At 63.0% G+C, this 13,371-nt stretch carries 13 protein-coding genes; 7 read left to right on the top strand and 6 right to left on the bottom strand.

Features of this window, described 5'->3' with window-relative positions; translation table 11 throughout:
* Positions 1–10: 10 nt before the first annotated feature.
* Both aptA and AC4PS7_RS13095 read left to right on the top strand, forming a co-directional pair.
* Positions 11–1,306 (top strand): omega-aminotransferase AptA, encoded by a 1,296-nt coding sequence (aptA, locus tag AC4PS7_RS13090; protein WP_106119654.1) that lies wholly within the window; start codon positions 11–13, stop codon positions 1,304–1,306.
* Positions 1,303–2,724, top strand: coding sequence for an aldehyde dehydrogenase family protein (locus AC4PS7_RS13095; RefSeq protein ID WP_492179468.1), 1,422 nt, complete (start codon positions 1,303–1,305; stop codon positions 2,722–2,724). Before aptA ends, AC4PS7_RS13095 begins: the two co-directional genes overlap by 4 nt.
* Here AC4PS7_RS13095 and AC4PS7_RS13100 read toward each other — a convergent pair.
* Positions 2,711–3,649 carry a GlxA family transcriptional regulator gene (locus AC4PS7_RS13100; RefSeq protein ID WP_010211178.1) on the bottom strand — a complete coding sequence of 313 codons (939 nt, stop codon included), beginning with the start codon at positions 3,647–3,649 and terminating at the stop codon, positions 2,711–2,713. The genes AC4PS7_RS13095 and AC4PS7_RS13100 overlap by 14 nt on opposite strands.
* Before the next feature lie 173 nt (positions 3,650–3,822).
* Between AC4PS7_RS13100 and AC4PS7_RS13105 the strand changes: the two genes are divergently transcribed.
* From AC4PS7_RS13105 to AC4PS7_RS13115, 3 genes are all read left to right on the top strand, one after another.
* Complete coding sequence (locus AC4PS7_RS13105; protein WP_010211176.1) at positions 3,823–4,452, top strand: TetR/AcrR family transcriptional regulator; 630 nt, start codon at positions 3,823–3,825, stop codon at positions 4,450–4,452.
* Positions 4,449–5,126 carry a type 1 glutamine amidotransferase domain-containing protein gene (locus tag AC4PS7_RS13110; RefSeq protein ID WP_010211175.1) on the top strand — a complete coding sequence of 226 codons (678 nt, stop codon included), beginning with the start codon at positions 4,449–4,451 and terminating at the stop codon, positions 5,124–5,126. Before AC4PS7_RS13105 ends, AC4PS7_RS13110 begins: the two co-directional genes overlap by 4 nt.
* Before the next feature lie 79 nt (positions 5,127–5,205).
* Positions 5,206–6,330 carry an alkene reductase gene (locus tag AC4PS7_RS13115; protein ID WP_010211174.1) on the top strand — a complete coding sequence of 375 codons (1,125 nt, stop codon included), beginning with the start codon at positions 5,206–5,208 and terminating at the stop codon, positions 6,328–6,330.
* Between the two features lie 74 nt (positions 6,331–6,404).
* Here AC4PS7_RS13115 and AC4PS7_RS13120 read toward each other — a convergent pair whose 3' ends face one another.
* Both AC4PS7_RS13120 and AC4PS7_RS13125 read right to left on the bottom strand, forming a co-directional pair.
* The gene (locus AC4PS7_RS13120) at positions 6,405–7,403 is read right to left on the bottom strand and encodes an NAD(P)H-quinone oxidoreductase (RefSeq protein WP_021493320.1); all 999 of its coding nucleotides are present in this window, start codon (positions 7,401–7,403) and stop codon (positions 6,405–6,407) included.
* On the bottom strand, positions 7,400–8,632 hold the full coding sequence (locus AC4PS7_RS13125; RefSeq protein WP_236266781.1) for a YbfB/YjiJ family MFS transporter: 1,233 nt from the start codon (positions 8,630–8,632) through the stop codon (positions 7,400–7,402). The genes AC4PS7_RS13120 and AC4PS7_RS13125 overlap by 4 nt, the downstream gene beginning before the upstream one ends.
* Positions 8,633–8,744: 112 nt before the next feature.
* On the opposite strand from AC4PS7_RS13125, the gene AC4PS7_RS13130 reads away from it, so the two are divergent.
* Entirely contained in the window at positions 8,745–9,620 is an 876-nt protein-coding gene (locus tag AC4PS7_RS13130) for a LysR family transcriptional regulator (RefSeq protein WP_492179469.1), read from the top strand.
* A 101-nt stretch (positions 9,621–9,721) separates the two neighbouring features.
* Complete coding sequence (locus AC4PS7_RS13135; RefSeq protein WP_010211169.1) at positions 9,722–10,108, top strand: DoxX family protein; 387 nt, start codon at positions 9,722–9,724, stop codon at positions 10,106–10,108.
* Positions 10,109–10,163: 55 nt separating this feature from the next.
* On the opposite strand, the gene AC4PS7_RS13140 is transcribed toward AC4PS7_RS13135, so the two are convergent.
* From AC4PS7_RS13140 to AC4PS7_RS13150, 3 genes are all read right to left on the bottom strand, one after another.
* A complete protein-coding gene (locus tag AC4PS7_RS13140; RefSeq protein ID WP_010211168.1) occupies positions 10,164–10,982 on the bottom strand; it encodes an alpha/beta fold hydrolase in 819 nt (272 codons plus the stop codon).
* Between the two features lie 87 nt (positions 10,983–11,069).
* Positions 11,070–12,461 (bottom strand): alginate export family protein, encoded by a 1,392-nt coding sequence (locus AC4PS7_RS13145; RefSeq protein WP_010211167.1) that lies wholly within the window; start codon positions 12,459–12,461, stop codon positions 11,070–11,072.
* Entirely contained in the window at positions 12,458–13,354 is an 897-nt protein-coding gene (locus tag AC4PS7_RS13150; protein ID WP_029529174.1) for a VOC family protein, read from the bottom strand. Before AC4PS7_RS13150 ends, AC4PS7_RS13145 begins: the two co-directional genes overlap by 4 nt.
* Positions 13,355–13,371 lie beyond the last annotated feature (17 nt).

Below are 13,371 nucleotides of genomic sequence, written 5' to 3' on the forward strand. Positions count from 1 at the left end.
AGTACAACCGATGACCTCTTCCCTGTGGGCACCCTTTACCGCGATGCGCCCCTTCAACCGCCAACCGATGCTGTTCGACCGCGCCGCCGGCATGCACTACACCACCACCGAAGGGCGCGATGTGCTCGATGCGATGGCCGGGTTGTGGTGCGTCAATGCCGGGCATGGCCAGCCCCGTATCGTCGAGGCCATTCGCGAAGCGGCAGGGCGCCTGGACTTTGTGTCCTCGTTCAAAATGAGCCACCCGGCGGCGCTGACCCTGGCGGATCAGTTGGTTGCCAAAGCGCCGGCCAACCTGGACAAGGTGTTCTTTACCAACTCCGGTTCCGAGGCCGTGGACACCGCTTTGAAGATCGCGCGCGCCTATCATCAGGCCCGAGGCGATAGCCGGCGCACCAAGCTGATCGGCCGCGCCAAGGGTTACCACGGCATGGGGTTTGGCGGTCTGTCGGTGTCGGGCATCGGCCGGCAGAAGCGTGACTTCGGGCCGTTGCTCGGCGACGTGGCGCACTTGCCGCTGCCCTATGACGCTGGCTCGCGTTTCAGCCTCGGCCAGCCGGAGCAGGGCGCGCATTACGCGGATGCGTTGCTGCACTTACTGGAAGTACACGACCCGGCTACGGTGGCGGCAGTGATTGTCGAACCGGTCACCGGCTCGGGTGGGGTCTACGCGCCGCCCCTGGGCTACCTGCAAAAGCTGCGCGAGATCTGTGATCGGCACGGCCTGCTGTTGATCTTCGATGAAGTCATCACTGGCTTCGGCCGCGTGGGCCATGGATTCGCCGCCGAGGCCTTTGGCGTCACCCCGGACTTGATGACCTTGGCCAAGGGCCTCACCAACGGCGCGGTGCCCATGGGCGGCGTGCTGGTCAGCGGCGCGGTGTACGAGGCGTTCATGCAAGGCCCGGAACAGGCCATCGAGCTGATGCACGGTTACACCTATTCGGCCCATCCACTGGCCTGCGCCGCCGGTTTGGCGACCCTGGAGGTGCACGAAGAGCTGGGCCTCAATGCGCATGTGCGGCAGATTGCGCCGTTGTGGCAGAACACCGCGCTGGCCTTGCGTGAGCAGGCGCTGGTGCTGGATGTGCGTGCCATCGGCCTGCTTTGCGCGGTCGAGCTCAAGCCCCGCGAGGGCGCCCCCGGAGCGCGGGCGGCAGAGGTGGCCCAGCGGTGTTTCGAGGCGGGCGTGCTGGTGCGCGCCTCCGGCGAAAATATCGTGCTGTCGCCGCCACTCATCATCAACCAGGAACAGGTCGCGCAGGTGTTCAGCACCTTGGGCAAGGCACTTGAGGCGACGCGATGAATCACCTGGATTTTTACATCGACGGGCAGTGGGTCAAGCCCCTCGGCGGCGACACCTTGCCGGTGGTCGACCCGACGACGGAGCGAACCGTCGCCACCATCAGCCTCGGCACCCTGGCCGACCTCGACCGCGCCGTCACCGCGGCCAGGCGGGCCTTCGACAGCTATGGGCAATGGACGCGCGAGCAACGCCTGGAACTGCTGGCGGCGATCATCGATGGCTATCGCCAGCACAGCGAAGCCCTGGCGCAATGCGTGCACCAGGAAATGGGCGCGCCGCTCTCGCTGGCGCGCAGTGCCCATGTGCCCGCGGGGTTGGGCCACTTGCAGCGTGCGTATGACGTGCTCAAGACATATGCCTTCGAATACGCCCACGACAGCACCCTGATCAGCCGCGAACCGATAGGGGTGTGCGGCCTGATCACACCGTGGAACTGGCCACTCAACCAACTCACCTGCAAGCTCGCGCCGGCCCTGGCCGCGGGCTGCACGATGGTGCTCAAGCCCAGTGAAAAGGCGCCGCTGTCGGCGATGCTGCTGGCCGATATCCTGGACCATGCCGGGGTGCCCAAGGGCGTGTTCAACCTGGTCAATGGCGACGGTCCTACGATGGGCGACGGCATCGCCCGGCATGCCGGGATCGATATGGTCTCGTTTACCGGTTCCACCGGCGCGGGCATCGCTGTGGCCAAGGCGGCAGCGGACACGGTCAAGCGTGTCTCTCAGGAGCTGGGCGGCAAGTCGGCCAACCTGATTCTTGCCGATGCGGACCTGGACGCTGCCGTGCGACACGGTGTGAGCAGCTGTTTTCGCAACAGCGGCCAGTCCTGCAATGCGCCGACGCGCCTGCTGGTGCCCCGGGCCTTGCAAGCGCGGGCGGTGGCGATCGCCGAGGAGATTGCCGCGCAGGTCTGCTTTGACGATAGCAATCCAGCGACTGCCATGGGTCCCCTGGCCAACCAGGCGCAGTTCGAACGGGTGCAGGCGCTGTTGGCGGCCGTGGACATCCCACCCGTATGCGGTGGAGCAGGGCGGCCGCAAGGCATCAACCGCGGCTTCTACGTGAGGCCCACGGTCTTTGCCGATGTCCACCCCGACCTGCCGATTGCCCGCGAAGAGGTGTTCGGGCCGGTGTTGGTGATCATTCCCTACGACAGCGAAGAACAGGCGATTGCCATCGCCAATGACAGCCCCTATGGCCTGTCGGGTTACGTCACGGCCGGCACGCTGGAAGGCGCGCGCAGGGTCGCCCGCCGTCTGCGCACGGGGATGGTCCATCTCAATGGCAGCAAGGCGGATAACGGCGCGCCCTTTGGCGGGTACAAGCAGTCCGGTAATGGCCGTGAGTGGGGGGTATTTGGCCTGGAGGACTATCTGGAGGTGAAATCGCTGTTTGGCTATCAGCCTAACCTGGGATAAACAGCGCCTGCTGCATCACCTGCGGCGGTTGCCCAAATGCCCTTAAAAACGCCTGGCGCATGCGCTCGCGATCCCCAAACCCGGTTTCGCGGGCCACCACCTCAACCGGGTGGCGACTGGTCTCCATCATCGCCCGTGCGGCTTCTACCCGAAGGGACTCGATGGCCTTGGCCGGCGTTTGCCCGGTTTCTTCACGGAACACTCGGCTGAACTGGCGCGGACTCAGGCGGGCGACATCGGCCAGGGCTTCCACGGACAGATCGTGGGTCAGGTTCTCGCGGGCGTAGGCCAGGGCCAGTTGTACGCGGTCCGATTTCGGGTCCAGTTCCAACAGCGCCGACAACTGCGATTGCTCACTGCCACGCCGCTGGGCGATCACCAGCTTGCGCGCGATGCGGCGTGCCAGGTCGCTGCCCAAGTCGTTCTCCACCATGGCCAAGGCCAGGTCGACGCCGGCACTCATGCCGGCGCCGGTCCACACGTGGCCGTCGACGATAAACAGCTTGTCTTCTTCCAGGCGAATGTCCGGGTAGCGCTTGCGAAAGGCCGGGGCGTGAATCCAGTGGGTGGTGGTGCGCTTGCCTTCCAGCAGGCCGGCTTCGGCCAGCACGAAAATGCCCATGCACAATGAGGCGACGCGCCGCGACTGGGCCGAGGCGGCCTTGACCAGTTCCAGCAGGTTGGCTTCCGGCAGGCGGAATTCCAGGTAGCCGCTGACGATCAGGGTGTCGTAACCCTCCGGCCGGATCGGCGTGGTGTTCACCGAGAACCCTTGGGACGTCATCACCGCGCCGCCGCTCTCCGAGACCAGATGAAATTCATAGGCCGGCTCGCCGCGCAGCAGGTTCGCGCACTCGAACACCGAACCCAGGCTGAGGCTCAGGGATTGGAAGTTCGGGTAAACCATCAGCGCAACGCTGTGCATCGTCATTCTCCAAAGGGCGCGGGAAGGGGGATTGTCGGCGCGTGCCGGGTAAACGGCAACTGCCTTCGCGTCATGTCCGGAATCCTTGCGGATCTGACATTGTGCGGGTCTGGACAGCCTCCTAAGATTCCCTCAACGAACTAGACGACTGGTCTAATCGGACGGGATGAAGCATGAACAGCGAAACCAAAAGTGCAAAACAGACCATTCTGGATACCGCGCAACGTCTTGTCGGTCGCAAAGGATTTTCTGCGGTAGGCCTGAACGAAATATTGCAAGCCGCCCAAGTACCCAAAGGTTCGTTTTATCACTACTTCACCTCCAAAGATGCGTTCGGCGTCGTATTGCTCGACCACTACTTCGACCACTACGTGCACGGCATGCAGCAATTGTTCGACCAGCCGGGTTTAACCCTTCACGCCAAGTTGATGCGTTATTGGCAGTCTTGGATCAACAACCAGACCGGCTGTACCGATGCAGGCAAATGCCTTGCCGTCAAACTCGGTGCCGAGGTGTCAGACCTTTCAGAGCCGATGCGCCTGGCCCTGCAGCGCGGCACCGCACGCACCATCGGCTTGCTCGCCGAGGCCTTGCAGCAGGGCGTCGACGACGGTTCGGTCATCATTACGCAACACCCCGAAAGCCTGGCCCAGCGCCTGTATGCGTTGTGGCTGGGGACCAGCGTCATGAGCAAGATCACCCGCACAGCGGCGCCTTTCGACGAGGCACTGGGGTTGACCCGGCAGTTGTTGGGGCAGCCTGAACAGACTGACAACCACACTTATCGAGGCACTGGAAAATGAAAGTATTAATGGTACTGACCTCTCACGACCAGCTCGGCGATACCGGGCGCAAGACCGGCTTCTGGCTCGAAGAGTTTGCCGCCCCCTATTACGCGTTCAAGGACGCCGGTGCCGAGATTGTGCTGGCTTCACCGGCCGGCGGCCAGCCGCCTCTGGATCCGGTAAGCGACCAGCCGGACTTCCAGACCGAACAGACCCACCGCTTCGCCGCCGATACGGCTGCGCAACAGGCCCTGGCGACCACGCTGAAGCTGGATTCGGTCAACGCCGATGACTTCGACACCGTGTTCTACCCAGGCGGCCACGGCCCGCTGTGGGACCTGGCGGAGTCGCCGGTGTCGATCGCCCTGATCGAGTCCTTCGAGCGCGCTGGCAAGCCGATCGGCTTTGTCTGCCATGCACCGGGCGCCTTGCGTCACGTCAAGGCGGTCAATGGTCAACCGTTGGTCAAGGGGCGTCGCGTTACCGGGTTCTCCAACTCGGAAGAGGCAGCGGTGGAACTGACCGATGTAGTGCCGTTCCTGGTTGAAGATGAATTCAAGCGGTTGGGCGGCCTTTATGAGAAAGGTGCTGACTGGCAATCCTTTGTCATTACCGATGGTTTATTGGTAACCGGGCAAAACCCTGGTAGTTCCAGTGACGTCGCCAAAGCCCTGCTGACACTCACCGCTTAACTTAACTAACCGCTTACTGCATTGGCGACTTTTATAAGTCGCCAATGCTTTAGCACGTCCAGAATTTGGAAATTATTGAATGACTGACAATGTGCTTAATACCCCAGTAAAGCTGGGTCACCATACGCTGAACAACCGTATTGTGTTGCCGCCGTTGACACGCCAGCGCAGTGCCCAGCCGGGTGATATCGCCACCGACTTGATGGCTGACTATTACCGCCAGCGTGCCAGTGCCGGTTTCATGGTCAGCGAAGGCACACAGATTGAACCGCGTGGCCAGGGTTATGCCTGGACGCCAGGCATCTACACCCCGGCGCAGATTGACGGCTGGCGCAAGGTCACCGACGCGGTGCACGCCGAAGGCGGGGTGATCTTCGCCCAGCTGTGGCACGTTGGCCGGGTGTCCCATAACGCCTTGCAGCCAGACGGCGCGGCACCTGTCGCACCGTCGGCAATCCAGGCGCTGCAGGCCAAGGCCTTCATCGAAACGGCACCGGGCGAGGGTGAGTTGAAGCAACCGCCTGTGCCGCGTGCCTTGACCACCCTGGAGATCGAGGAACTGGTCGGGCACTACGCCCAGGCGGCGCGCAATGCGCTGGATGCCGGGTTCGATGGGGTAGAGATCCATTCGGCGAATGGATACCTGGTCAACCAGTTCATCTCGGCCCACGCCAATCAGCGTGACGATGAATACGGTGGCTCGCTGCACAACCGCCTGCGCTTTCTGCGCGAGATCGTCGAAGCCGTCAGCGCAGTGGTCGGGCCAGAGCGCCTGGGGGTGCGTTTCTCACCGCTGTTCAGCGGCACTGATCAGGACCGGGTGTATATCGGCCTGGTGGAAGACGACCCGCACCACACCTACCTCGAAGCGATCAAGGTGCTGGAGGCGTCGGGCATCGCCTATGTGTCCATTGCCGAAGCCGACTGGGATAACGCCCCGGTATTGCCCGAATCGTTCCGCCGCGCAGTGCGCGAAACCTTCAGTGGGCGCATCATCTACGCCGGCCGCTACACCGCTGAACGCGGCGCTGATTTGGTCGAAGCCGGGCTGGCGGACTTGATCGCGTTCGGGCGGCCGTTCATTGCCAACCCAGACCTGCCGCAGCGGATTTTCAACGGATGGCCGTTGAATCCGCTGAAGGCCGAGGGTTTATATGGCGGGACGGCAGCGGGGTACATCGATTACCCGGTATACGCCGAGTAGTCCCGCAAAGCTGACCCATGTGGGAGCTGGCTTGCCTGCTCCCACACTGGATCTTCACAAGGCCACGATCAGCGTTACTCCACCCGCAACACAATCTTCCCAATATGATCCCCACCCTCCATCCGTGCATGGGCCTGGGCGGCGTCGGTGTAGGCGTACACCTTGTCGATAATCGGCAAGCAACGCCCGGCGGCCAGCACCGGCCAGATGTATTCGCGCAGTTGCTCGGCGATGGCGGCTTTTTCGTCTTTGCTGCGTGCCCGCAGGAGTGAGCCGGTAATCACCGCACGTTTGGCGAGGATGCTCAGCAGGTCGACATCATTGGCCTTGCCGCCTCCCAGGAACCCCAGCATCACCAGGTGACCGTCCATGGCCAGGGCCTTGAGGTTGTTGTTGAAGTACGAGGCGCCCATGATGTCGAGGATCACATCGACGCCCTGATTGTCGGTCTGCTGCGCAATGACGTCGGCAAAATCCTGCTCGCGATAATTGATGGGCTCGGCGCCCAGCTTGGCAATCGCTGCACACTTATCGGCGCTGCCAGCGGTGGCGAAGGCCTGGATGCCGAACTCGCGGCACAGCATCAGTGCGGTGGTGCCGATACCGCTGGTGCCGCCATGGATCAGCACGCGCTGGCCGGTGTGCGCATCGCCGAGGCCGAACAGGTTGGCCCATACGGTGAAGAACGTTTCCGGTACCGCAGCAGCTTGAATCCAATCCATGCCTTCAGGAATGGGCAGGGCCTGACTGGCCGGCACGCTGCAAAACTGCGCGTAGCCACCGCCATTGGTCAGAGCACAGACTTTGTCGCCCAACTGGTATTCGCTCACGCCTTCGCCCAGCGCCACGACTTCACCGGCTACTTCCAACCCTGGAATCGGACTGAAGCCCGGTTTCATCGGGTACTTGCCGGCGCGTTGCAGGGCGTCAGGCCGGTTGACCCCGGCGGCATGCACGCGGATCAGGATCTCGCCGGGGCCTGCGACAGGCACCTCGGCGTGGCGTGGTTGCAGCACCTCAGGCCCGCCGGGGGTGGTGATTTCGATCAGGGTCATTTCTTGAGGAAGCGTCATTTCAGATTACCTGCAGCGATGAGCGTATGGGTTGGGACCGTGTCGAGCGGCCGACGGTTCAGCACAATCATGCCGAGTTCCAGTGCCAATGCGACCACAATGGCCCCGGCAGCGATCATGAACAACAGCGCATGCTGGCCGCCGCTGCTGTTGAACAGCGCCGAGTAGGCAAACCCGGACAGCGCCTGGAACGTCGCGAAGGACACCGTGGCGCGGCTCCACGCCACGTGTTGCTGATGATGGTTGGGCAGCAGTTCATGCACCCGCGCCAGTGCCAGCGGCACGATACCTGGCGGGAAGGAACCGAGGACCACCGCGAGCACCGCCAGGGCGGTAAAGGAGCCGGTAAACGGCAACAGGCCGACCGCAATCGCCTGCACCACCAGCACCACGCGGATACTCAAGCGGGCACCGAGTTTGTCGGCGAGGAACCCGTAGGTCACCGGCCCTACAATCGCGCCCAGGCCGTACATTACCCAGATCATCGCGCCGATATGCGCACCGTCACCCAGGCCTCGGGCCACGTAATCGACCAGGAACACCATCGCCGGCACCAGGCCCGCGGCCATGAAGGCGTACTGGGCAAACAGCAGGTACACGCCGGAGGGTGTCCGCGCTGAAGTGCCCGTGGGGGCCGCTGCTTCATGCAGTGTGCCGGTGGGCCAGGCGAACCAGCTGGCGCCCGTCAACACCAGCGCCAATAGGCCCAGGCCAAACCAGGTCTGTTGCAAACCCAGGTTCAACAAGGGCGGTACGAGGGTGCCGGAGCCAGCAATGCCCAGGCCGATACCGAGGAAGATCGCGCCGCTGGCCAAGCCACGGCGTGCCGCCGGTACGTGGGGCAACACGGTCGCCGCCACCAACACCATGATCGCGCCACCGGCAATCCCCGACAGCAGCCGCCAGGCGAAGAACCACACCACCGAAAACGGGAAGCCACAGGCGAAGAACGCCAGGGTCACCGCCACCATCATCATGCGCAGCGCGGTCTTGTTCGAGGTGCGCTGGGCGATGGGGCGGCCGAGCAGCGCGCCGATCAGGTAACCCACCAGGTTGGCGGCGCCGAGGTAGACCACATCATTGGCGGAAAACCACTGCGCCTGGATCAAGGTCGGGATCAACGGCGTATAGGCGAACCGCGCCAGGCCGATACTGACCAGGCTGGCGCAGAGGCCGGCAAAGATGGGCAGCCAGACTGAGCTGCGGGGTGGGGCGTGTGTGTCGAGCATGATGGCGGTCCCGGGTATTTTTCTCTGGCGCCCAGCATATCCGGGTTTTCTGATGCAATAATGCTGCGATTAAACGGCACACCGATGCATATATGCATCACGAGGAGCAGGCATGAATTGGGATGATGCACGGGTCTTTCTGGCGGTCTGCCGCGAATCCACACTGCGCGGCGCCGCACGGGTGTTGGGCGTGGATCAGGCCACGGTGGGTCGGCGGGTCAACGCGCTGGAAAAGTCCTTGAGCGCCACCTTGTTTCTGCGCACGTCCGAAGGTTACGCACTCACGGCAGTAGGCGAAGCCGCGTTGCTCTCGGTGGAGAAAATGGAACGCTCAGCCATCGACCTGGAGCGCCAGATCCAGGGCCTGGATGACCGCCTGACCGGCACCGTGCGGGTCAGCACCACCGACTCCCTGGCCATCGACTTCCTGATTCCGTCGATTGCACGCCTGCACGACAAACACCCCGACGTGCGCGTGCAACTGGATGCCTCCACCCAGATCCTCAGCCTGGCCAAGCGCGAAGCCGATATCGCCGTGCGCAACACCCGCCCGGACAACCCCGACCTGATCGCCCGGCGCATTGCACGCTGGCCGGTAGGGCTGTTTGCCTCTCAGGACTACATCGACCGCCACGGCGTGCCGGAGCAGGGAAGCCTGTTCGAAGGCCATGACCTGGTCGTCTATCAACCCTACCTGCAAAGCCAGAAGGACATGACCCTGGTCGCTGAGCCCCCGGGGCGCGGACGCATTGTCGCGGCCTTGAGTTCCAGCCTGCTGGTGCGCCGCTCCATTGCGGCCGGCATCGGCGTCGGCGAGATCCCGGTGTACACCGGCGAACGTGATGGGCTGGTGCGTCTGTGGCCCGAGCGCACGCGGCCCTTGCCGTATGACGTGTGGCTGGTGACCCACGCCGACCTGCGCCATACCGCACGGGTGCGGGTGGTGATCGATGAAATTGTCGCGGCATTTGCGGGCACGGGGGAGTAGTCAGCACAGGCTTGCAATTTCCTGTGGTGTGGCGGGCCCACAATCGCCTCCGATATCACCGTCGCGCAGGTGCCGGCGGTGTTCACCCAGGCAGGTCGCTTATGAACGAATCAAAAACTCAGGATATTGGGCTGTTGTTTCTGCGGGGCAGCGGGGCGCTGTTCCTGCTTTGGGTACACGGTTTGCCCAAGGTGTTGAACTACAGCGAACAGCTGAAGGTGATCGAAGACCCGTTTCACTTGGGGGCGCACGTCACGCTGTTGCTGGCGATTTTCGCCGAAGTGCTGTGCCCTTTGTTGATCGTTGCGGGGGTGTTGGTGCGCCTGGCGTGCCTGCCGATCCTGGCGGTGCTGTTGATCGCCATGCTGGTGGTGCACCCGGAGTGGACGTTGTTTGAGGGGCAATTCGGCTGGCTGTTGTTGATCATCTTCACCAGTGTACTGATTGCCGGGCCGGGGCGGCTGGTATTGAACCAACGTTTCTCTTGAGCAAAAAAAGGCCGGGCAAGCCCGGCCGAAATAAGGAGAGGGTGGTACAGGTATTTCAGCGGTTCAGGAACGCCAGCAGGTCTTCATTCAAGGCCTGGGCATGGGTCACGGCGAATCCGTGTGGCGCCTCTTTGTAGACTTTCAGTTCGGCGCCTTTGATCGAGGCCGCGGCGACTTTGCCGGTGGTCTCGAACGGTACGATCTGGTCGCCGTCCCCGTGGATGACCAGGGTCGGTACGTCGATCTTGGCCATGTCCGGGCGGAAGTCGGTCTCGGAGAAGGCGGTGACGCAATCCACGGTCGATTTGAGGGACGCCAGCATCGCGATTTGCAGCGTTTGGGTCAGTACGCCTTCAGAGACCGTCTGGCCCTTGTTGATGCCGAAGAACGGTGTGTTGAAATCGCTGATAAATTGCGCGCGGTCCTTCAGCAGGCCGGCCTTGATGCCGTCGAACACGTCTTTGGGCACGCCTTGCGGGTAGTCTGGTTTCTGGCCGAAGATCGGCGTGACCGCACCCAGCAGCACCAGGCCGGCAACGCGAGCACTGCCGTGGCGCGCGATATAACGCGCCACGTCGCCGCCGCCCATGGAGAAGCCCACCAGGGTCACGTCCTTGAGGTCCAGGTGTTCGATCAACTGCGCGATATCGTCGGCGAAGGTGTTGTAGTCGTTACCGGTCCACGGCTGGTCAGAGCGGCCGAAGCCACGGCGGTCGAACGCGATGGTGCGAAAGCCACGGCTGCTGAGGTATTCCATCTGGTATTCCCACATGTCGGCGTCCAGTGGCCAGCCGTGGCTGAACAGCACGGGCTTACCGCTGCCCCAGTCCTTGAAGTAGATCTGGGTACCGTCTTTGGCAACAAAAGTGCTCATGGAAAACTCCTTGGGTAGCGAAAAAAGCTCAGCGTCACTATTGGTGTAAACCGTACGCGGGGCTTGTACGGGTGTGCTTGGTTGGGTCTACCAGCTAAATTTCAGCTCGACCCCCAGGTAATTGCTGTCATCACCACCGGCATCACGCAGGGTCTGGCCGACGTCGTAGTGCACGGCCTCGACGGCGCCGGTGAGGTTGGGGCTGAACACATAGTCGGTGCGCAATTGCGCGTAGGCACCGGTCCAGCGATCACCCTGGCCTGCGGTGCCGGCCACCGGCAAGTTGGGCTGGGTGTACACCGCATCGCTGGTGGTTTGGCGCCAGAGCAGGCCGATGGCGGTTTGCACGCTGAGCTTGTCGATCGGCTTGACGGTGATCGACGGCTTGACGTGAATCAGGTTGCTGTAGCCCGTGTAGCCCGCCAGGGAAAAGTAGTAGCCGTTGGGGAACAGCGGGTTGAACGTACCGACAGTGCCATCCCCGGTCTTACGGTCGCCCGAGGCGATGTCCAGTTGCAGGCCCAGGCGCGGTTTCCAGGCCAGGCTGTCGAAGGTATAGCCGGTGCGACTGCCACCGGCCCAGGCGCGGATATCCTTGTTGCCCACCGAACCACTTTGCAGCATCGCTTCGACGTCCCAGTCAAAGCCCATGGCCGCGCCACCCAGGCGTGCGTCGAACAGGTGGCGGGTTTCGTCGCCGTCTGCGTCCAGGTAATGCGCCGCGCTGCGTTCATACACGCCGTAGTAGGCCGACAGCTCGTTCTTGCCGCCCACCAGGCGCTCGACCCGCACCATGTGGAAGCGCGCGTCGCTGTTGGACTTGTCGTCGAAGTGCCGCCCGTCCTGATACTGCACCGGCTGGCTGGCAATCCCGATAAAGCGCCAGTTGGATGTCTCCCAGTCGGCCCACAGCGCGTCGAAGGATTGCCGCACATTCGGGCCGTCCCGCGATGAGATGAAGCGCTGCAGGTCGAAGGCGAAATCCTGACGCCCGACACGTGCCTTCAGCGTGCCGCTGCTGAAGGCATTGACGTACTCGGCAAAGGCCAGGCGCAGGTCGACGCGATTCTGGTCGGCGCCGCCGATCGTCGTCTTGTCATACGCACGCACATCTTCGAGCTGGGTGAACACTCGCCAGTTTTCGTTCAGATGCAGGTCGGCATGCACCTGGAAGCGTTGGATCAGGTAGCGATCACGCTTCACATCGCGCACGCCGAAACCACTGGCATCGTTCATCTCGAAGCGCTCGCGCAGGGTCGCGCCCAGAGACAGGTAGGTAAACGGGTTGGCACCTGACAACGGGATGTACTTCAAGCTGTCCAGCGGTTGCGTGCGCAGCGCCGGGTTTTGCAGTACCGACCAGTCTTCCTGCCAGCGATTGGCCTTGATGGCCGGGCGTGTCGCTTGCTCATCGGCGTGGACGCTGCCGGCGAGCAGCGGCCACAGCACGGCCAGGCCCCAGCCTGTGCGACGGGTCATTTTGCCGCGTTGAGTTGATGGATCTCGGCGACGTAACCGCCCGGGAACTCGACCAACGCACTGCGACGGTCTTTACTGTCGAAGGCGGGCACCACCACTTTGGCGCCGGAGCCGGTGGCCTTGCCCAAGGTGGCCGTCAGGTCAGCCACTTGATAGCCGGTGGTTTCATGGCCGAACGGGTAGGGCAGTTGCCCGTTGGTGACCAGCACTGCCATGCGCCCGAACGGCGACTCGATGTCGACACGACGATAGCTGCCGCTGGCTTGACCGATATCCACGCCACGCGCGTGTTTGTCATCGGCCAGGACTTTGCCGTGGGAGAAGCCCAGGAACGACTTGATAAAGCTGTCGGCACGGTCGGGGCTGAGGTACACGCGGTTTTCCGGCACGGTCTGGAACGCGGCGTAATCCGGGGTCTTGGTGTGCCAGTAGAGCTGCATGTTCACGCCGCCTGGCCACTGCACCACCGCGTCACGCCCGATCGGATCCGGGAAGTCGCTGACGATCACCGCCGCACCGTTTTCCCGGGCCGCCTTGAGTGCCAGGTCCATGTCCTTGACCAGGTAACCGTTGCGCTCCTGGCCGAACGGGTGCGGGATCGGCGTAGTGAAACCAAACAACGACACCGTGCCCGCCGGGGTTTGCAGCAATTGCGAGGTGGTGCTGCTCGGCACCGGCAGTACATTTACTACCACCTGGGGGGTGCTTTTGCCGCCGAAGGTGGCCAGGAAACTCTGGGCAAAACGGTCGACATCGGCCGGCGCTACGTAAACATGGCTGGTGTCGTATTGCGGTGCCACGGCCACTGCGGGCGTTGCCGCGAACGCACTGCCCATCATTTGGCCGGCCAGCAGCGTCAGTGCCAGGGAAACCTTCATCACTCGTTTACACATGCCCACTCTCCAGCACT

The organism is Pseudomonas sp. DW-iso3, assembly GCF_058725305.1.